Genomic DNA, 19,780 nt, shown 5'->3' with positions numbered 1-19,780 from the left:
ACCGTACCAACGACCGGACCTCACCGCGCTTCCACCAACGTGTTCCTGGCGGCGGGCGTGAAGCGCCGCAGCAGCAGCGCGATCTCGCGTTCGGTGCCGGGGTCGAGCAGGTCGCGCTCGTTCATCCACTCGTCGTCGAACACCGTGTCCAAGTACTTCTCCCCGCCGTCGCACACGATGGTGACCACGGTGGAGCCCGGCGCGAACTCCTCCAGCCGGGTGAGCGCGGCGTACACCGAGCCGCCCGCCGACCCGCCGATCATCAGCCCCAGTTCGGCGGCGACCGCGCGGGCGGTCGCGAAGGCCGCCACGTCGGTGACCTTCACGCCCTCGTCCAGCAGCGAATAGTCCACGGCGGTGCCGATGGTGGCGCCCGGCGGGGTGCCGGTGCCCGATTGCCAGTACGGACCGCCCGGCCCGCCGAAGGCGATCGAGCCGACCGGTTCGACCCCGATGACGTGCGGCGTGCAGCCGAGCTGGCGCAGCCGGGTCGCGGTGCCGAACAGCGAACCTCCGGTTCCCACGGCGGACAGCAGGATGTCGACCCGGTCGACGTCCTCGAGCAATTCCTCGGCCACCGGGTAGTAGCCCACCGCGTTGGCGTCGTTGTTGTGCTGCTCGGTGAAGTACGCGTCGTCCCGTTCGGCCGCCATCGCCTCGGCGAGGTCCTCCCGTGCCGAGGTGGCCAGGTTGTCGTCGCCCTCGTCGGCGACGAACACCAGTTCCGCACCCATTGCCCGCATCGCGCGCAGTTTGTCCTTACATGCGTGATGGTCGACCACTGCGGTGAAGCGATACCCACGTTCCGCGGCAACTACCGCGAGGCCGAGCCCGGTGTTGCCGGATGTGGACTCGATGATATGTCCGCCACTGCGTAGCAAACCGCGACGCTCGGCGTCGAGCACCATTTCGCGCGCCATCCTGATCTTGGCCGCACCGGTCGGGTTGAACTGCTCCAGTTTGAGCAGCAGGCGGGTGCCGGTCGCGGTGGCCGCGAGCTCGAACAGCGGCGTGCGGCCGATCAGATCCGTCACGCGCGTGACGAGCGGCATCGAGGTCTCCTGGTTCTGGTCGGGAAGTCGGGTCAGCTGCCGTCGCGGGTCCAGCGGAAGCGATCGCCGGGTGCCTCGTGCAGTACGACTTTGGGTGGGATGGGCAGTTCGTGAAACGCGGACTCGTTCGAATCCATCTGATAACCGGCGGTATTCGGGTAGATCAGCAGATCGCCGACCTCGGCGGGGCGAGGCAGCGGCACCCGCCGCCAGCTCAGCATGTCGGAATCCAGACAGGTGGCCGCCCCGACGCTGGTCGGCGTCGCGGTGCCGGGCCGCGCGGGCCACAGCACCGGATCGGGCAGGTACTCGCTGTCGAACCATTGCTCCGAGAGACTGAGGCTGGTGCCGTCCACGGTGAGCAACCGGTAGGGCTGGCCGTGCGCGTGCCTGGTCTTGCTGCCTTGGACGCGAAAGACGGTGCAGCCCGCGTGCGCGAGCAGCGCGCGCCCCGGTTCGACGGCCAGCCGCACGGCGTTGTCGCGCAGTCGCCCGGCGAGATCCGCGTGGTCGAGGATCTGCGCGAGCATGGCCGCGCCGGGCACCGGAAAGTGGTACGGATAGTACGAATCGAAGGACTTGCCGGAGTGGAACCACTGCCTGCCCGCCCGCGCCGTGAACTCCATCGCCGCGTCCGCCGGAACGTAGTCGACGCCGAAGCCGCCGCCGATCGACACGGTGGTGGCCGGATGCCCCAGCGTGCGCGCGTGCAGACAGCGGGCGATCAGCTCGCCCGCCAGTTCCGCGCGCGCCACCGCGTCGTAGCCCGACAGATGGAAACTGAAGCCCTCCAAGCGAATCGAATCGCGCACGCCGCACAGCGCGAGGGCTTCCTCGATTTCGCCGGAGGTCATGCCGAACCGGCTGGCCGAGGCCGCGGGCAGCACGCGGATCAGCACTCGCGCGGGCCCGTCGGCGGGCGCCAGCGCGGCGAGCCGTTCGAGCTCGCCGAGATCGTCCACGGCGATCAGGGCACCGTGCCGGGCGGCCAGCCACAGCAGGTCGTCCGCTTTCGCCGGCCCGGTCACCATGAGCTCGGCACCGCGCACGCCCTGTGCCAGCGCGGCGGTCAGCTCGCCGACGCTGGCGACGTCGACGCCCGCACCGTTTTCCGCGCAGGCCCGCGCGACGCACGCGGCCTTGTTCGCTTTCTTGCCGTAGTAGATGGCACCTTGCACCCCGGCGCTCTCGAAAGCTCCGTGGAAGGCCCGGATGTTGTGGCCGACCCGCGCCGGGTACATCACGTGGAACGGCCCGCCCAGCGTGAAAGCGAGGTCACCGAGCAGGTCCGGATCGGCGAACAGGCGGCGCTCCCACGGATCGAGATGCGCGGGCATCGGTGACGCGCTGATCGAATCGCGCGTGGCCGCCTCGTCCGCGGGCGCCACGGTGACACTCGCGTGTTCTAGTCCCACCGTGCACCTCCCTGCGCTAGTCCCACAGCGGTACCTCCGTGCCACGGCCTTCCGCGATCGCCCGCTCCGCCAGCGCGTGGGCCACCGCGATGTCGGTCAGCACCAGCCCGCTGTTGTAGACGAAGACGCGCTCGTCGTCGGAGCGGCGCGCGACCGCACGACGATCGAGGATCTGCGGCAGCTCGGCGTCCACCGTGCGCAGCGTGCCGTCGGGCCCGGCCATGTCGGTGCCGGTCAGCGCCATCTGCTCGGCGCTGGTCGCGATCACGCGGTCGGCATCGGTCAGCGCGGACGGCGCGAGCCCGTAACCGACCAGCACCGCCACCGAACCGGGCGCCAGATCGTCGGATTCGAGCGCCACTTCGGTGGCCGGGCCCGCCGTGGCCAGCACGACGTCGGCCGTGGCCGCCGCGGCGCGTGGATCGGTGACGGTCTCGAGCAGCGCGTGCGGATGGTGCTCGGCGAGCACGCGGTGCACGGCTGCCAGGCCCTCGGGGTGCGTGCCGTAGACCATCAGCTTGCGCAGCTGCGGGTTCGCGGCGAGCAGATGCGGAAGGGCGTTGCGGCCCTGGGTTCCGGTGCCGATCAGCAGCACGCTCTCCGCGCCCCGCCGGATCGTCTCGCGCACCAGCAGAGCCGACACCGCGGGCGTGCGCAACGCGCCGACCCGGGCGCAGTCCATCATCGCGATCGGCGCGCCGGTGCTGTCGTCGTAGAGCGTGATGGTCGTGTAGTACCGCTTCGTGCTGCGATCGTGGCCGGGGTCGAACTTGTAGGAGGTCTTCATCGCCACCACGCGCCTGCGGCCGTCCCGGCCGAGCATGGCGTAGGCGACCGACCAGCCGTCGGGGTTGGCGACGCTGAGCTTGCGCGGATTGTCCGAATCGCCCGCCGCCAGGGCGAGATACGCCTCTTCCACGGCGCGTACCACCGCGGCCGGTGTGATCGGCACGTCGGCGAGGTCGCTTCGGCTCAACACCCGCAGGGGTGTGCTTCGGTCACGCGTGCTCAAGGGGTCCTCGATCATGTCGTACTGCATCCCGCTCATGAGTGCCGCTCTGAACCGGCGGGGTGGCCGCCGTCCGGAACGGGGCTACGGTTTGTTGCCCGTAGCCATTCTCGTCGGCTTCCTCGGCCCGCCGCCGCCGTTCCGGAAGCCGGATGTTCACTCGCTTGAGCCACCGGTCGGTGCCGTCGTACCGGGCGGTGAACGGCACTCGGCCGTGCACGGCGACGTCGTTGTCCACCAGCAACAGCTCGCCGGGGGCGAGCGACGCGGTGACGCAGACGCGTTCGAGCTCGGCGGCGAGTTGTTCATATGCCGCGCGGAATTCCGGGTCGGCGTCGTCGAGCGGTGTGTACGCCGGGTCGTAGCGCAGCGTCTGCCGGTCGGCGCCCGCGATGCTCCACAGCGTCGGAATCGGTGCGGCCGGGTAGGTTTCGTGACCGTCGCCGTAGGAGACATCCGGCAGGATCGGCAGTGCGGGAGTGCTGAGCAGTTCGCGTTGCGCGGTGGACAGTTCGATCCGGCGCACCGACGACACGGTGGTGCCGACCAGATCCGGGTTACGTAGGCAACCGAGCATCAGCAGGTGGGCGCGCTCCGGATGGAAGGCGTCCTCGGTGTGCGGGCTGAGCAGCGCTTTGCTGCTGGCGCCGGACTGTTCGTGTTCCTGACCGGCCGCGGGAACGATATTGTTGACCAATCGGCCGTCCTGCTGGCCCTGCCAGCCGAACGGCTCGCCCGCGCTCCGCGCCAGCAGCAGCATCACCAAGTCGAGTTCGAACGAACGCGCGCGCCGCTCCGGATCTCCGCTCCAGCGCGCCGCCTCCCGCCAGTTCGGCGGAGTCGGTCCGAATTCGTTGTCCACCAGCGGGAGGCGACCGACGACCGCGGCGCCCGCGGGGGTGGCGGGCGGGCGCATGGCGTGGCGCACTTCGGCAGGGAGCCGTGCCGCGCCCGCATCGATCCGTTCGATGAGCGCGGGGTCCGAGAGGGTGCGCGCCGCGGCCGCCGGATCGGCGAGTGCGAGATCGAGCGTGACCGATATCTCTCTGGCGAGAGCGCGCACCGCGCGGCCCGCTTCCGGGGAAAGCTCGCGTCGTTCGAGGTCTAGGGGGTGAAGCGGCTTACGTTCGGAGAGAACGCTTTTCACCGGGTATCCCTTCTTCGCAGCAGTGGGAAAAGCAGGGTTCACGATTAGTATTGGAAGGTAGCCCTTTGTAGGAAGTGAAGCAAGGCTTACCTAAGCGAGTCGGCCAAAAAATAGCCGAATCGCATAACTTCGGCTCGGGTGAAGTCGGTCCGGTGGGCGTGCCGGGGCTCGGTCGGGGGTTTGCGGGAGATGCGCCCTTGCACTGCCGTTTTGATGCCGGTATCGGCGAGTCGCGCCGCGCATTAGGCTAGCCTGTCCTGATCAAGGCACTGTGTGCGGTACCGCCGTGGGTTCGGTTCAGGAAGAGGGGCAGCACAATGGTTTTGAATCGAAGGGACTTGCTGCGGTCGAGTCTCGGCGTGGGGGCTGTGCTGCTGGTGGCCGCTTGTTCCGATGACGCCGACGTGTCCGGGCCCGCACGACCTGGCGGCACGCTGCGAGTCGGCGCGCTCGGCACCGCGGCGCGCATCGAACGCGATCCGCACGCCAACCTCAGCAACGACAGCGACTTCCTCGTCACCTCCCTGGTCTACGACGCCCTCACCGTGCCGGGCGGCAATCCGAATGTCGTTCCCCGCCTGGCGAATCGGTGGGAGCCGGACGCCGACCGGCGGCGCTGGAGCTTCACCCTGGCCGAGAACGCGACCTTTCACGACGGGACACCGGTGACGTCCGAAGATGTCGTGTGGTCGCTGCGCAGGCTGCGCACGGTCGGTGGCGCGTCGAAGATGCCGGTGGCCGTGGAGGACATCTCCGCCGACGGGCCGAACCGGGTGGTGCTGGCCGTGCCCGAACCGAATACCCAACTGCCGCTGCTGGTGCGGCTGATGACGTTCACGGTCAAAAAGGACACCACCGAGTTCACCAAGGCCGTGGGCAGCGGACCGTTCCGGTTGGAGTCCTATCAGGGCGGCAACGCCCGGCTGGTGCGCAACGAGCGGTGGCACGGCGGGCCGCCGCCGCTGGACGCCATCGAGGTAACCATGTTCGAAAGCGTGACCGCGCTGGGCAACGCGGTGCTCGGCGGGCAGATCGACCTGGCCTCCAACGTCGGCGCCATCGCGGGCCGCACCGCCGAGGGACGCGGCGATCTGGCCGTCGTGCGCCGACCGAACGATACGGTGGTCGGTGTCGCCATGCGCAGCTCCGACGGCCCGTTCGCCGACGCACGGGTGCGCACCGCCCTACGGCTCGGCGTCGACCGCAAAGCCTTGGTCAACCAGGTGCATTCCGGATACGGAACGGTGGCCAACGACATTCTCGGCACGGCCGATCCGCTCTACGACACCTCCCTCGCCCAGCGCACCCGCGACCTCGATCGCGCGAAAGCGCTGTTGCGCGAGGCGAAATTCGACACCGGGCGCAGCTACCCCTTCGTCACCAAGGCCGAGGCGCCCGGTGAGGTGGAATCGGCGAAGGTGATCGCCACCCAGCTCGCCGAGATCGGCGTCCGGCTGGACGTGGTCACCCAGGAGCCGAACGCCTTCTACGACCAGACCTGGTTGAAGGCGCCGCTGTACACGATCTCCTGGGGCACCAACGACTCCACCCTCTTCTTCGCGAGCAAATTGCTTTCGAGCGGATCGAACCGCAACGAAACCGGTTTCACGGACGCCGAATTCGACGCCGCGACCGCGAAAGCGCTCGCCGCGCGCACCGACGCGGAGTACCGGCAGGCGAATCAGGAGTTGCAGCGCATCCAGTACGAGCGCGGCGGCTACCTGGTCTGGGGCATGGCCGACGGCATCGACATCGCCGCCTCCCGGGTGCGCGACCTGCCCACGCTCGGCGGGTTCGCCAGGGTCCAGCTGGAGAAGGCCTGGCTGGCCGGGTGATGCTGTTCGCGCGACTGCTGCTCCGGCGCGTCATCCTGCTGGTGACGCTGCTGGCCTGCGTCTTCGTCGCCGTGGACCTGCTGCCGGGCGACACCGCCCGCGCCGTCCTCGGCCGGGAGGCCACGCCCGAGCAGATCGCCGCCAAAAAACACGAACTCGGACTGGACCGTCCCCTGGCGGTGCGGTTCTGGAACTGGATCGCGGGCGTCGTGACCGGCGATTTCGGACGTACCGCGCGCGGACGGCCGGTCGACGACCTGCTCGTCGACAAGTTCCCGCCGACGCTGCTGCTCGGCGGTATCGCCCTCGCGGTGACCGTGCTCGCGTCGCTCGCGCTCGGCGCGTGGTGGGCGACGCGTCCGGGCAGCGTGGCCGCGCGCGTCTTGCAGCCGACGACGACCACCGCGGTGGCCGTTCCCGAATTCGTGATCGCCACGGTGCTGATCCTGGTGTTCGCGCTGGCGCTGGGCTGGCTGCCCGCCGTGACCATCACCGGCCGGTCGGGGATGCCGGCCGGACCGGAGATGCTGGTGTTGCCGGTGCTCGCGCTCGCGTTGCCCCAGATCGGATGGAACACCAGGGTGGTGCGCGCCGCCTTGTCCGACGCCGCGCTGGCTCCGCACGTGGAAAGCGCTGTGCTGGATGGGCTTTCGGGCCGTGCGGTGCTGGCGCGGCACGTGCTGCCGTTCGCGTTGCCGACGATAGTCGCCGGCTTCGCCACCACGGTCGGGATGCTGCTCGGCGGTGCTCTGGTGGTGGAGACCGTGTTCAACTATCCCGGTCTAGGGGCGGTCCTGGCCGGTTCGGTGGCCGATCGGGACACTTCGGTGGTGGCCGCGGTGGTCGCGTTGTCCGGGGTGCTCATCATGGTCGTGCTCGCCGCCGCCGACGGCATCCGCGCCTGGTCGTTGCGGGGGCGGCGATGACGGCTCCCGCGAAGATCGCGCGCCCGGCGCGGTGGCGGCTCGGGTGGCTGGCCGTCGCGCCCGCTCCGCTGGTCACGCTGGCGGCGGCGCTGGGACCGACGCTGGCGCCGCACCCGGCGGAGGAAGCGATCGGCATCCCGTTCGGCGATCCCGCTGCCTGCGCGCCGTTGGGCGCCGACCGGCTCGGCCGCGACGTGCTCAGCCAGTTGCTCTATGGCGGTTGGGGATTGCTGCTGGTGGCCGCGGTGATCGCGGTGTCGGTGACCGGACTGTCGTGTGTCCTCGGCGCGGTCGCGGCGCTGCGCCCGCGGATCGGCCAGTGGATCGAACTCGGCACCGACTTGTTCATCCTGCTACCCGCGGTGCTGGGGATTCTGCTCGTGCTGACCTCGTGGCCCGACGCGGGAACCCTGGGACTGATCGTCCTGGCGCTGCTGTTCGGCGTTCCCTATTGCGCCCGGATCTTCACGGCCGCCGCCGCTGGGGTCGCGGCGTCCGGATATGTCGAGAGCGCGCGAGCCGCCGGTGAGTCGCTCGGGCACCTGGTATTCCGGGAAGTGATCCCGAACCTGCGCGCGGTGTCGACGACTCAGCTCGGGCTGCGTTTCGTGGCGGCGGTCTATCTGGTGAGCACGGCGTCCTTCCTCCAGTTGCCCACGACGCTCGGTGCGAGCAATTGGGCGGTCATGGTGCGCGAGAATGCCTCCGGCATGCTGCTCAACCCCTGGGCCGTGCTAGCTCCGAGCCTCGCGATCGCGATCGTCGCGGTGAGCGTGAACCTGGCGGTGTCGGCGTTCGGGCGAGGGGAGCGGGAATGAACGTGAACGTCACGACGAGCGCGCGTCGGACGGCCGAGGCGAATGGCGCCGGGCAGGTGCGGGCCGATCTCGTCGCGGTCGACGGCCTGACCGTGCTGGGTCCGGACGGTCGAGAATTGGCCGGACCCGCGACTTTCCGGATACCGGCGGGCACGGTCACGGCGCTCACCGGCCCGTCCGGGTCGGGCAAGACCACGGTGATGCGCGCACTGCTCGGGCAACTCCCGTCCGCGGCGGCGCGCACGACGGGCTCGGCATCGGTTGCCGGACACGATGTGCTGGCGCTCGATCGCATTGCGCTGCAACGCTTCCGACGCCAGCATATCGCTTACGTCGGGCAGGATCCCGGGTCGGCGCTGAACCCGCTGCTGCGCGTGCGCGCCCTGTTACGCGAGGTCGCGCCGCGCGCGCCCGAGTCCACCCTGATCGACACGCTCGCGCTGGTCGGTCTGTCGCCGGACTACCTTCGCCGCCGCCCCGGTGAATTGTCCGGCGGTCAGCAGCGTCGCGTCGCCCTCGCCAGGGCGCTGATCCGCCGGACCGGCGTGCTGGTGCTGGACGAGCCGCTGGCCGGGCTGCACGGCGCACTGCGCACCGATATCGCCGGACAGCTGGCGGCACTCGCCCGCGAGCGTTCGGCGGCGATCTTGCTGTCCGGGCACGACACCGCTCTCGTGCACTCGATCGCCGACGACATCGTCGAACTCGGCGCGGTCCGTCCGGCGTCCCCGCCTCCGTCTCCGTCGGGCGGTACACAGGTGCGTGCCGAACGGCGAAGTGCTCTCCCTCCGCCGGACGTCGCCTCGACCGGAGAGCGAGCGCGCAACTGTCACAAGCCTTCGGCCGTCTCGACGGACAACCGACCGCCCGACGTCGTGCTGCGCGCCGAGAACATCAGCGCCTCGATCGACGGACACCGGGTGCTCGCCGACATCGACCTCGCGCTGGAGGCGGGCTCGGCGCTCGCGGTGGTGGGCGCGTCGGGCGCGGGCAAGACCACCTTGGCTCGCGTGCTCGCGGGGCTGCACCATTCGGCGACCGGATCGCTCGAACTGCGTGGCGACCCGATCGCCGTTGGGGCGAACCGGCGAATTCACCATGGCGCGGGCGGCATTCAATTGGTCACTCAAAACCCCCGGTCCGCGCTCAACCCGCGCCGCACCGTGGCGCAAACGCTCGGCCGCCCTTTGCGGCGGATCGGGCGCGTCGCACGCCGGGATCTCGCGTGGCGGATCGAGGAAATTCTTGCCGCCGTCGAGCTTTCCGCCGACCTGGCCGCCCGCTATCCGCACGAACTGTCCGGCGGCCAGCGGCAACGAGTCGCGCTGGCCCGCGCCCTCGCCGCCGAACCCGCCGTGCTCCTGTGCGACGAGATCACTTCGGCGCTGGACCACACCACCGCGGCGGCGATCATGGCGCTGCTGGATCGGATCCGGTCCGAACGTGACACCGCCTTGCTGGTCATCACACACGACATGGCCTTGGTCGCCGGATACTGTCCCCGGCTGATCGTCCTCGACCAGGGATGCGTCGTCGAATCCGGGGACACCGGAACGGTGCTCACCGCGCCGACGCACAGCGCGACCAGCGAACTGCTGGTCTGACACGGCGACCGTGCGGGTCATACGCGCTTTCGACACGCAGTGCGCTCCGTCACCGGCTTGCCGCGGGCCCGCGCCGTCATCTGGATGATGGAAGGGTGTTGCGAAAGACCGGCGTCTCGGCCGCCATCGTGGTGCTCCTCGGGCTCGCCGGTTGCGGGACCGACCGCACCCCGATCCCAGAGGGCATCCCGCCCGGGCCGGGCACCCCGCTGCCCGTGATCGACCTGGACGCTCCCGGTCGCACGGCCGTCCAGTTGCGCGGCTGGGCCGATGAGCAGGCCGATGGGCTCGGCATACCGCCGATCGCGCTGGAGGCGTACGGCTACGCGGCGGCCGTGATGACCAGGGCCCGTCCCGACTGCGGCATCGCGTGGACGACGCTCGCGGGCATCGCGAGCGTGGAGAGCAAGCACGGCACCCATCGCGGGGCGCAGCTCGGCGCGGACGGCTCGGTCCGCCCGCCGATCATCGGAGTCCCGCTGGACGGCTCGCCGGGCGCCGCGTTGGTGCGGGACACCGACGGCGGCGTGCTCGACGGCGATCCGGAGCACGATCGCGCCGTCGGCCCGCTGCAGTTCATCCCGGAGACCTGGAAGCGCTGGGGCGTCGACGCCAACGGAGACGGCGTCGCGGATCCGCAGAACATCGATGACGCCGCGCTCACCGCAGCCAGGTATCTGTGCGCCAGCGGCGGCGACCTCACCTCCGAGCACGGCTGGCAGCGGGCCTTGCTCACCTACAACCAGTCGCACAGCTACCTGTTGACCGTGCGCGACCGGGCCGCGAGCTACAGCATCGGCCGCCGGGTGTGATCTCCCGGTCGCCGGAGTGCCGGTTACCCGCCTCGCCGCCGGGACGATAGGCTCGCAGCGCACGGCCCATCCCGTGAGACATACCGTGTCAGCAGCCGAAGGAGTGTCTTTTTCGTGGCCATCATCGAACAGGTCGGAGCTCGCGAGATCCTCGATTCGCGCGGTAACCCCACCGTCGAGGTCGAGATCGCTCTCGACGACGGCACCCTGACCCGGGCGGCCGTGCCCTCCGGCGCGTCCACCGGCGAGCACGAGGCCGTCGAACTGCGCGACGGCGGCGAGCGCTACGGCGGCAAGGGCGTGCGCAAGGCGGTCGAGGGCGTGCTCGACGAGATCGCGCCCGCCGTCATCGGCCTGGACGCCGTGGAGCAGCGCACCGTAGACCAGGTGCTGCTCGACCTCGACGGCACCCAGGACAAGTCCCGGCTCGGCGCCAACGCCCTGCTCGGTGTCTCGCTGGCGGTGGCCCGCGCCGCCGCCGAGTCCTCCGGCCTCGAACTGTTCCGCTACCTCGGCGGCCCGAACGCGCACGTGCTGCCCGTCCCGATGATGAACATCCTCAACGGCGGCGCGCACGCCGACACGGGCGTCGACGTGCAGGAATTCATGGTCGCCCCGATCGGCGCGCCCACCTTCAAGGAGTCGCTGCGCTGGGGCGCGGAGGTCTACCACGCGCTGAAGTCGGTGCTGAAGGCCAAGGGCCTGTCCACCGGCCTCGGTGACGAAGGCGGTTTCGCGCCCGACGTGGCGGGCACCAAGGCGGCGCTCGACCTGATCAGCGAGGCCATCGCCAAGACCGGCCTGAAGCTGGGCAGCGACGTGGCGCTGGCGCTGGACGTGGCCGCCACCGAGTTCTTCACCTCCGGCAGCGGCTACAAGTTCGAAGGTGTGGTGCGTTCGGCCGAGGAGATGGCGCAGTTCTACGCCGAGTTGATCGCGGCCTACCCGCTGGTGTCCATCGAGGACCCGCTGTCGGAGGACGACTGGAACGGCTGGGTGACCCTGACCGACCAGATCGGCGAGAAGATCCAGCTCGTCGGCGACGACCTGTTCGTCACCAACCCGGAGCGCCTGGAGGAGGGCATCGCCAAGGGCGCCGCCAACGCGCTGCTGGTCAAGGTGAACCAGATCGGCACCCTCACCGAGACCCTGGACGCGGTGGAGCTGGCGCATCGCAACGGCTACAAGACGATGATGTCGCACCGTTCCGGCGAGACCGAGGACACCACCATCGCCGACCTCGCCGTCGCGGTGGGCAGCGGCCAGATCAAGACCGGCGCCCCGGCGCGCAGCGAGCGGGTCGCCAAGTACAACCAGCTGCTGCGCATCGAGGACGCGCTCGGTGATTCGGCGCGCTACGCGGGTGACGTCGCGTTTCCCCGCTTCGCGTTCGAAGGCTGAGCTGGGGCACGAACCCCGGGAGTATCGCGAAGTAGAGACCGAGGCGTGAGATGACGGAGCGACGTGCGCGTGGGACCAGTCCGGCCGGACGCGGGGACCGCCGCACGTCGCGTGCCGCCGGATCGCGCCCGGCCGACTCCGCCGCCAAGCGCGGTCGCAGGCGATCGGAGCCCGCGGAGAAGCCGAAACCGCGCAAGACGGGTTCGGCCGGCGACAGGCACGACCACACGTTCCTCGGCCTCTCCACCGGCAAGGCGGTGATCCTCGCGATGGTGGTGTGCGGGCTCGCGCTCACCCTCGCCGTGCCGATGCGCACGTATTTCACCCAGCGCGCGGAGGCGGCGCAGCTGGCGCAGCAGCGCGAGGAACTCGAGACGGATCTGGCCCGGCTGCGGGATCGTCGTGCGCAGCAACAGGATCCGGCCTACATCCGCAGCGAGGCGCGGGACCGCCTGCGTCTGGTGATGCCAGGCGAGACGCCGTATATCGTGCAGGTGCCCGGCATCGAGGCGCCCGCGCCGCCGCCCGCGCCCACCAGAGCCAGGGACCCCCAGCCTTGGTACACCGATTTGTGGCGCAGCATCTCCGAGCCGCAGCCGACGCCCTAGGCCGCCGCGCCACCACCTCGAGCACCGGAAGGACATAGGTGACCGCACCCACCGACCAGGATCTCGCGATCATCGCCGAGCAGCTGGGCCGTGCGCCGCGCGGCGTGCTCGCCATCGCCTACCGCACCCCGGACGGGATCCCGGCCGTTGTGAAGACCGCGCCCCGGTTGCCGGACGGCACCCCCTTCCCGACCCTCTACTACCTCACCGATCCCCGGCTCACCGCGGAGGCGAGCAGGCAGGAATCGGCCGGCGTGATGCGGGAGATGACCGAGCGGCTCGCCGCGGACGAGGAGCTGGCCGCCGCCTACCGCGCCGCGCACGAGAGCTATCTGGCCGAACGCGACGAAATCGAATCGCTCGGCACGGATTTCACCGGCGGCGGGATGCCCGAGCGGGTCAAGTGCCTGCACGTGCTGATCGCCCACGCATTGGCCAAGGGGCCGGGCGTGAATCCGCTCGGCGACGAGTCGGTGGCGCTGGCCGCCGAACACGGCCTGCGCGGCACCGCGATTCCGGCCGACTGGCCCGCGTCCCGGCCGAGTAGCGCGCGAGAGACTGGAGCACAGTGATGAGTGACCGGGTAGCCGCCGTGGATTGCGGCACGAACTCCATCCGACTGCTGATCGCCGACGTGCTCGACGACGGGCGCTTGGCCGACGTGCACCGCGAGATGCGCATCGTCCGCCTCGGCCAAGGCGTCGACGCGACCGGCTCGCTGGCGCCGGAGGCGATCGAACGCACCCGCGCCGCCCTGGCCGACTACGTCGCGCTGATGCGCGAGGCGGGCGTCGGCCGGGTGCGGATGGTGGCGACGTCCGCCACCCGGGACGCCGCCAATCGGGAGGATTTCTTCGCCATGGCGCGTGCCGAACTCGGCGCGGTGGTCGCGGGCGCGGAAGCCGAGGTGATCACCGGCGACGAGGAGGCGCGCCTGTCGTTCGCCGGCGCCATCGGCGAATTGTCCAGCGCGGCGGGTCCATTCGTCGTCGTCGACCTGGGCGGCGGTTCCACCGAGCTGGTGTTCGGGGACAGCGCGGGGGTGCGCGCCGCGTTCTCCGCCGACATCGGCTGCGTCCGGATCACCGAACGGTGTCTGGCGGGCAACCCGCCGACCGCCGAGGAGATCGCCGCCGCCCGCGCCTTCGCCACCGAGCGGTTGACCGAAGCGTTCACGCACGTCCCGGTGGAAGGGGCGCACACCTGGGTCGGCGTGGCGGGCACGATGACCACGCTCGCCGCGGTCGCGCTCGATCTCCCCGAATACGACTCGGAGCGGGTGCATCTCACTCGTTTGACCTCGGAGCAGGTGCATCAGGTCTGCGACCGGCTGATCGCCATGGACCACGATGAGCGCGCAGCGCTGGGGCCGATGCACCCCGGCCGGGTCGACGTGATCGGCGGCGGCGCGGTCATCACCGAAGTACTGGCGGAGGAGTTGTCCCGGCGCGCGGGTATTTCCGAGCTGATCGTCAGTGAGCACGACATCCTCGACGGCATCGCACTGTCGATCGCCTGATCCGGCTCGGTCGCGTGGCCGCGGTCAGGTCTGCGGGACGTGTCCGTTCAGCTTCACCTCGGCGTGCGTCTCGGTTCCGGCGCGGACTCCGATTCCGGCGTGACCCGCACGGCGCGCCTTGCCGATGGCGATATCGGCGAGCCGGGAGAGCGATTCCATGTTCCGCGGCACCAGCAGGAGTTCTTGCAGCGCGTTGGGCATGAGCCGGCCCAACCCGCGTTCGGCGTGCTCGTACATCCGGATCTGGGTCTCGTCGGTCGCGGTCTCGACGAGTTCCAGCCGGATCCACGCGGCGCCGAACGGCGAGAGCTTGGCCTCTAGTTCGAGCATGTGCGGCGGATCCACCGACACGACCTCCGTGGTGTCGCTCACGGTGAACGGCCATACGCCCGCGCTGTAGTGCAGCGACGCGCCGACGCCGGGCCATTCGTCGTCGACGTCGCGAATGTGCGTGGCGCCGACGACCCAGGCGGCGAACAGCCATCCGTCGGCCAGGACGGAGAAAACCTGCTCCGGTGTAGTCGGCACGGTGATTTCCACGTGGACCATCAGCTCAACGCTTTCTGGGTGCGGGCCGGTTTGCCTGTCGATTGCGGGGTGCCCGATAGGTGCGGGGGGCAAACCACCGGCCGCGTCCAGGTTCCGCGGCCCGCCTGAACAGAACAAACGAATCCTCCCCGGCGCGCTTCGAGATGCGATCTTCGGAGCATGGTCGAAGCGAAAACATCGCGGGAACCAGTGGGGACACGAACCGTGTTCGGCCACCCGATCGGGCTGGCCAACTTGTTCGGCGTCGAACTCTGGGAGCGCTTCTCGTTCTACGGGATGGTCACCATCCTCGGGTACTACCTGCACTACTCGGCGACCGACGGCGGTCTGGGCCTGGGCAAGGACACGGCCGTGGGCATCGTCGGCGCCTACGGCGGCCTGGTCTCTCTGCCCACCGTCCTGGGCGGCTGGATCGCCGACCGTTTGCCCGGGATGGAACGCACCCTCTTCTACGGCGGCGTCGTGGTCATGGCCGGGCACATCGCGCTGGCCGTGCACTCGACTCGCCCCGGAGGCTTTCCGGGCTCAGACAATGGCATTGTATTTTTTTTCTCGGTTGGTCTCGGCACGTCGGTGTCGGGTAGTTTGGCTCGGTTCTATGACCCAGGTCACGAGTTCGCCTATTTCGGTATCACCGGGACGGTCATGGTGTGTGCGGGGCTGATCGTCGCCGCAATCGCACCATGGATCAGCAAATTCATGGCAGGCGTGCATTGACTCGCCGTCTGGGTACAGAACACAAGCAATTGGCACGAATTAAGGAGAACGCGTGACGAAACCCGGGCCACAAGCCGATTCGGCGGGTGATGTCTCGTCTCGGTGGGGCGGTCTGTTCCGCACCAAGTCCGTCGAACAGTCGATCCGCGACACCGACGAACCCGACTCGAAGCTACGCAAGGATTTGACCGCCTGGGACCTCACCGTCTTCGGCGTGGCCGTCGTGGTCGGCGCGGGCATCTTCACCCTCACCGCGCGCACCGCGGGCACCGTCGCGGGTCCGTCCGTCTCGCTGGCCTTCGTGTTCGCCGCGATCGCCTGCGGACTGACCGCGCTCTGCTACGCCGAGTTCGCCTCCACGGTGCCGGTGGCGGGCAGTGCCTACACCTACTCCTACGCCACCTTCGGCGAGCTCGTCGCCTGGATCATCGGCTGGGACCTGATCCTGGAGTTCGCGCTCGCCGTGGCGGTGGTGGCCAAGGGTTGGTCGCAATACCTCGGCGAGGTGCTCGGCACCACGTCTCCGATCGCGCACTTCGGCCCGGTGAACTTCGACTGGGGCGCGGTGCTGCTCATCACGGTGCTCGGCGTGCTGCTCGCGACCGGGACCAAGGTGTCCTCGCGGGTGTCGGCGGTCGCCGTCGCCATCAAGCTGGGCGTGATCGCGCTGGTGCTGGTCGTCGGCCTCACGTACTTCAAGTCCTCGAACCTCTCGCCCTACATCCCGCCGTCGCAGCCCGGTGAGCGGGGCGAGGGGCTGCGGCAGTCGCTGTTCTCCTTCCTGACCGGCGCCGGGCACAGCAACTTCGGCTGGTACGGCCTGCTCGCCGCGGCCAGCCTGGTGTTCTTCGCGTTCATCGGCTTCGACGTCGTCGCCACGACGGCGGAGGAGACCCGCAACCCGCAGAAGGCGGTGCCCCGCGGCATCCTGGGCTCGCTGCTCATCGTGACGATCCTGTACGTCGCGGTGTCGCTCGTGCTCACCGGCATGGTGCCCTACACCGAGTTGTCCCATGGCGACGCGACACTGGCCACGGCGTTCGGCATCCACGGGGTGACCTGGGCGAAGAACATCATCTCGATCGGCGCCCTCGCCGGGCTCACCACGGTGGTCATGGTGATGTATCTCGGGCAGACCCGGGTGCTGTTCGCGATGTCGCGTGACGGGCTGATGCCGCGCAAGCTCTCGCACACCGGTAAGAACGGCACGCCGGTGCGGGTCACCGTCATCGTCGGCGTGGCGTGTGCGCTGCTGGCCGGGTTCGTGGATTTCGGCACGCTGGAGGAGATGGTCAACATCGGGACGCTATTCGCGTTCGTGCTGGTGTCGGTCGGCGTGCTCATCCTGCGGCGCACGCGTCCGGACCTGCCGCGTGGATTCCGGGTTCCGCTGGTGCCGCTGATCCCCGTCCTGGCGGTGCTGGCGTGCGTGTGGCTGATGCTGAATCTCTCGGTGGAGACCTGGCTGCGGTTCCTGGTGTGGATGGTGATCGGGTTCGTCGTCTACTTCGCCTACTCGCGGCACAACTCCGTGCTCCGGAAGGCTTCCGTCACCTAGTACGCGGCCGGAGTTCGGGTGTGGGGTGGCGGCGGATAGCCTGACGCCGTGTCGCAGCGTGAGTTGGTTGTTCTCGGGACCGCTAGTCAGGTGCCGACGAAACAGCGAAACCACAACGGGTACCTGCTCCGGTGGGACGACGAGGCGATCCTGTTCGATCCCGGTGAGGGCACGCAACGGCAGATGACCTATGCCGGTGTGAGCGTCACCGGGCTCACCCGGATCGCCATCACCCATTTCCACGGCGACCACAGTCTCGGGCTGGCCGGAGTGGTGCAGCGGATCAACCTCGACCGCGTGCCGCATCCGGTCGACGTCTGCTTCCCGGCGTCCGGCGCGGCGTACTACGAGCGCCTGGTCAACGCGACGTCGTACTATCACCGCGCCGAGCTGCGGCCTCGCCCGATCCTCGCCCCAGGTCCCGTCGACCTGCCCGAGGCGGCGTTCACGGTGACGGCGGTGCGGCTCTCCCATCCGGTGGACACCTTCGGCTATCGGCTCAGCGAGCCGCCCGGCCGGCGGATTCTGCCGGACCGCTTGCGCGCCCTGGGATTGCGCGGCCCGATCATCTCCGAACTGCAACAGCGCGGCAGTGTCGAATTCGAGGGGCGCACGATCACTTTGGCGGAGATCAGCGAACCGCGCTCCGGTCAGAGCTTCGCCTTCGTGATGGACACCCGGCTGTGCCCCGGAATCGGGGAGCTGGCCGCCGACGTCGACATGCTCGTCATCGAAGCCACGTTCCTGGACGCCGACGAACACCTGGCCCTCGAATACGGCCATCTCACGGCGGGCCAAGCCGCCCGGGTGGCCGCCGACGCGGGCGTTCGCACCCTGGTGCTCACCCACTTCTCCCAGCGCTACCGCGACCTCGACGAGCACTTGGCCGAAGCGGCGAAGTACTTCTCCGGCGAGATCCACATAGCCACCGACCTCGCCAGGATCCCGCTGCCACCCCGGCGCTGACACTCCGCCGCGAACATCCGACACGCCGAGATGACGCGCGGACGCTAACACCAGCCCGCCGCCACCGATCTAGTTCTCTGGGACGCCTGCCAACCCGGGCTGCGAACAACCGCCACCGGCACCGGTCACCCGACCGCGCCGTCCGGCACCCGGCCACGGCCGACGCCCCGCCACCCCGACAAATTGTCGGAATTCCGGTACAGCCGTACGACTCGGTACGCTGTCCCGGACGCCCCTATAGCCCAATTGGCAGAGGCAGCGGACTTAAAATCCGCCAAGTGTCGGTTCGAGTCCGACTGGGGGCACTCACGACCGCAGGTAGATTCCCTCTCCCGCCATTCGCTTCGACCGCGTCCACGCCCTCGGTCCGCAGTGAGTCCGCAGTAGCTGCCGGAGCTCCCCGGTTCATCGCGTCCGCGACCGGGTGCCGACCCATGCCGTATGGCTCGAGGTGCCGTCAGGCGAACTCGTCCAGTAGGTCCATCAGCGCTTCCTCGCGGCCGATGGTGAAGTACTGATGATCTCGGAGGTTTCATATCCACGAGACCGCTACGACTCGTTCGTCTTCCGGATGGCGCTCGACACGCAGCCCTGGCTCAACGCAATGCGAGCGTGGCCCGATCGCACCATCGATCGGGCTACGCTTCGTTCCAACCCAGGTGTGTTGATCGGACAGAATGAGACGTTATGCGCCGAACCACCCCGACCGTCATATTGATGATGGCGGCAGTCCTGCTGACAGGATGTTCTATACCGACACAAGGACCCGACCAGGCCGAGCGTGACAGCTGGTCACGCGTGATCGAAACTGCCATCCGGGCTCTTCCCGGGGTCGTCGATGCGTCACATCGGTTCGATTACGAGGGCAAGTCGCGCACGTACCATTCCCGGCTCGAAGTGCAGCTCGAAGATGGCGCCACACCGGACGAGGCCGCGTCCGTGGTGCGTGCCATGGGCACCCAGCAGCTTCCGCCGCACTACCAAGGCGACCAGACCGAGGTCTACATCGACCGGAGGACGGACTCTTATTATGCGAATTGGCGGTTCGGTCGGGACGTGAGCGGGGAAGCCAACTCGGCACACACCTGGGTGAGAGTCTCGGCCCCCGGCACACAGGTGGGCTGGAGGTCAAGCGGCATCGACGTAGACAAGATGAGGAACGATATCGGCGTTGCAGCGGGCTCCGAGGCCGAACCCCACCGTGCCACCGCGGCGATGCGCCGAATCATCGAGGACTTCCCCGAACTGGCATCCAGCTACTGGACGGTGTCCACCGTTCATGAGGAGAGCGGGTTCAAGAATCACTCGAGCCTGGAACCCGGGTGGCTCAACACGGACCGACCACTCCGCTTCCCGCACAACCGGCCCCGCTTCCCGTCCAATGGTGAACTCGAGATGTGGGAGTGGTTCCTGACCGATCAACCCACCCCGTTCCTCGTCGAGATTTCCGTATACGACCCGCCCGGCAAAGCAGGCCGCACCCTGGATGTCGCGATATACCCTCCTGTTGGAAAGCAATTCACCGCTGCGCAGGCAACACAACTCGCCGAACGGCATCTTCCCTACTTGGCCCAGCCCGGTGCCGTGGTCGACTACACGATCGGCGACACCTACCACCCCGTTTTCGCGGTCTTCGTCGGCGGTTGCCAGCCATCCTCGCGCGACGTTCCACCGGAGTCGCAACCCTATGCGCGTCAGTATGAACGCTGCTAGGCCGTGCCACGTCAGCGAGTTTCTGCCAGGTCGCACTACTGTGTCGGCAATTGCCGACGCTACCGTGACCTGCAACGATCTGGGAAAGCAACCTCGAAATCGGCCAAGTGCCGGTTCGAATTCGTGAGCCG

17 protein-coding genes, 1 tRNA gene and 1 pseudogene are annotated in these 19,780 nt (G+C 69.0%); 14 read left to right on the top strand and 5 right to left on the bottom strand.

The window, feature by feature from the left end:
* Positions 1 to 20: 20 nt before the first annotated feature.
* From ACL03I_RS28660 to ACL03I_RS28645, 4 genes are all read right to left on the bottom strand, one after another.
* Positions 21 to 1,052, bottom strand: coding sequence for a PLP-dependent cysteine synthase family protein (locus ACL03I_RS28660; RefSeq protein ID WP_355074484.1), 1,032 nt, complete (start codon positions 1,050 to 1,052; stop codon positions 21 to 23).
* 32 nt (positions 1,053 to 1,084) lie between these two features.
* Positions 1,085 to 2,389 (bottom strand): alanine racemase, encoded by a 1,305-nt coding sequence (locus ACL03I_RS28655; RefSeq protein ID WP_412807453.1) that lies wholly within the window; start codon positions 2,387 to 2,389, stop codon positions 1,085 to 1,087.
* Positions 2,390 to 2,483: 94 nt separating this feature from the next.
* Complete coding sequence (locus tag ACL03I_RS28650) at positions 2,484 to 3,494, bottom strand: ornithine cyclodeaminase family protein (RefSeq protein WP_355075022.1); 1,011 nt, start codon at positions 3,492 to 3,494, stop codon at positions 2,484 to 2,486.
* The gene (locus ACL03I_RS28645) at positions 3,466 to 4,623 is read right to left on the bottom strand and encodes a TauD/TfdA family dioxygenase (protein WP_412807414.1); all 1,158 of its coding nucleotides are present in this window, start codon (positions 4,621 to 4,623) and stop codon (positions 3,466 to 3,468) included. Before ACL03I_RS28645 ends, ACL03I_RS28650 begins: the two co-directional genes overlap by 29 nt.
* 317 nt (positions 4,624 to 4,940) lie before the next feature.
* Between ACL03I_RS28645 and ACL03I_RS28640 the strand changes: the two genes are divergently transcribed.
* From ACL03I_RS28640 to ACL03I_RS28600, 9 genes are all read left to right on the top strand, one after another.
* Positions 4,941 to 6,458 carry an ABC transporter substrate-binding protein gene (locus tag ACL03I_RS28640; RefSeq protein ID WP_412807413.1) on the top strand — a complete coding sequence of 506 codons (1,518 nt, stop codon included), beginning with the start codon at positions 4,941 to 4,943 and terminating at the stop codon, positions 6,456 to 6,458.
* A complete protein-coding gene (locus ACL03I_RS28635; RefSeq protein WP_412807412.1) occupies positions 6,458 to 7,384 on the top strand; it encodes an ABC transporter permease in 927 nt (308 codons plus the stop codon). The genes ACL03I_RS28640 and ACL03I_RS28635 overlap by 1 nt, the downstream gene beginning before the upstream one ends.
* Complete coding sequence (locus ACL03I_RS28630) at positions 7,381 to 8,202, top strand: ABC transporter permease (protein ID WP_412807411.1); 822 nt, start codon at positions 7,381 to 7,383, stop codon at positions 8,200 to 8,202. Before ACL03I_RS28635 ends, ACL03I_RS28630 begins: the two co-directional genes overlap by 4 nt.
* Complete coding sequence (locus ACL03I_RS28625) at positions 8,199 to 9,806, top strand: ABC transporter ATP-binding protein (RefSeq protein WP_412807410.1); 1,608 nt, start codon at positions 8,199 to 8,201, stop codon at positions 9,804 to 9,806. Before ACL03I_RS28630 ends, ACL03I_RS28625 begins: the two co-directional genes overlap by 4 nt.
* 95 nt (positions 9,807 to 9,901) lie before the next feature.
* On the top strand, positions 9,902 to 10,618 hold the full coding sequence (locus ACL03I_RS28620) for a lytic transglycosylase domain-containing protein (RefSeq protein WP_412807409.1): 717 nt from the start codon (positions 9,902 to 9,904) through the stop codon (positions 10,616 to 10,618).
* A 114-nt stretch (positions 10,619 to 10,732) separates the two neighbouring features.
* Positions 10,733 to 12,019 carry a phosphopyruvate hydratase gene (gene eno / locus ACL03I_RS28615; protein ID WP_355074472.1) on the top strand — a complete coding sequence of 429 codons (1,287 nt, stop codon included), beginning with the start codon at positions 10,733 to 10,735 and terminating at the stop codon, positions 12,017 to 12,019.
* A 50-nt stretch (positions 12,020 to 12,069) separates the two neighbouring features.
* Positions 12,070 to 12,627 (top strand): FtsB family cell division protein, encoded by a 558-nt coding sequence (locus ACL03I_RS28610; RefSeq protein ID WP_355074470.1) that lies wholly within the window; start codon positions 12,070 to 12,072, stop codon positions 12,625 to 12,627.
* A 38-nt stretch (positions 12,628 to 12,665) separates the two neighbouring features.
* On the top strand, positions 12,666 to 13,199 hold the full coding sequence (locus ACL03I_RS28605; RefSeq protein ID WP_355074468.1) for a DUF501 domain-containing protein: 534 nt from the start codon (positions 12,666 to 12,668) through the stop codon (positions 13,197 to 13,199).
* A complete protein-coding gene (locus tag ACL03I_RS28600; protein WP_355074467.1) occupies positions 13,199 to 14,146 on the top strand; it encodes a Ppx/GppA phosphatase family protein in 948 nt (315 codons plus the stop codon). Before ACL03I_RS28605 ends, ACL03I_RS28600 begins: the two co-directional genes overlap by 1 nt.
* Positions 14,147 to 14,170: 24 nt before the next feature.
* Here the strand turns inward: ACL03I_RS28600 and ACL03I_RS28595 are convergent, their stop codons facing one another.
* A complete protein-coding gene (locus ACL03I_RS28595) occupies positions 14,171 to 14,695 on the bottom strand; it encodes an SRPBCC family protein (RefSeq protein WP_355074465.1) in 525 nt (174 codons plus the stop codon).
* 159 nt (positions 14,696 to 14,854) lie between these two features.
* On the opposite strand from ACL03I_RS28595, the pseudogene ACL03I_RS28590 reads away from it, so the two are divergent.
* The 5 genes and pseudogenes from ACL03I_RS28590 to ACL03I_RS28570 all read left to right on the top strand — a co-directional run.
* A pseudogene (locus ACL03I_RS28590) lies at positions 14,855 to 15,191 on the top strand (MFS transporter); the annotation flags it as partial.
* 273 nt (positions 15,192 to 15,464) lie between these two features.
* The gene (locus tag ACL03I_RS28585) at positions 15,465 to 16,970 is read left to right on the top strand and encodes an amino acid permease (RefSeq protein WP_356966811.1); all 1,506 of its coding nucleotides are present in this window, start codon (positions 15,465 to 15,467) and stop codon (positions 16,968 to 16,970) included.
* Between the two features lie 48 nt (positions 16,971 to 17,018).
* A complete protein-coding gene (locus tag ACL03I_RS28580; RefSeq protein WP_379255348.1) occupies positions 17,019 to 17,936 on the top strand; it encodes a ribonuclease Z in 918 nt (305 codons plus the stop codon).
* A gap of 231 nt (positions 17,937 to 18,167) precedes the next feature.
* A tRNA-Leu gene (locus ACL03I_RS28575) sits at positions 18,168 to 18,241 on the top strand.
* Positions 18,242 to 18,623: 382 nt separating this feature from the next.
* Positions 18,624 to 19,649 carry a hypothetical protein gene (locus ACL03I_RS28570; protein WP_412807408.1) on the top strand — a complete coding sequence of 342 codons (1,026 nt, stop codon included), beginning with the start codon at positions 18,624 to 18,626 and terminating at the stop codon, positions 19,647 to 19,649.
* Positions 19,650 to 19,780: the final 131 nt, after the last annotated feature.

This window comes from Nocardia sichangensis, assembly GCF_047200615.1.
GTDB classification, from domain to species: Bacteria; Actinomycetota; Actinomycetes; order Mycobacteriales; family Mycobacteriaceae; genus Nocardia; species Nocardia sichangensis.
This window is presented reverse-complemented; position numbering and strand designations above follow the sequence as displayed.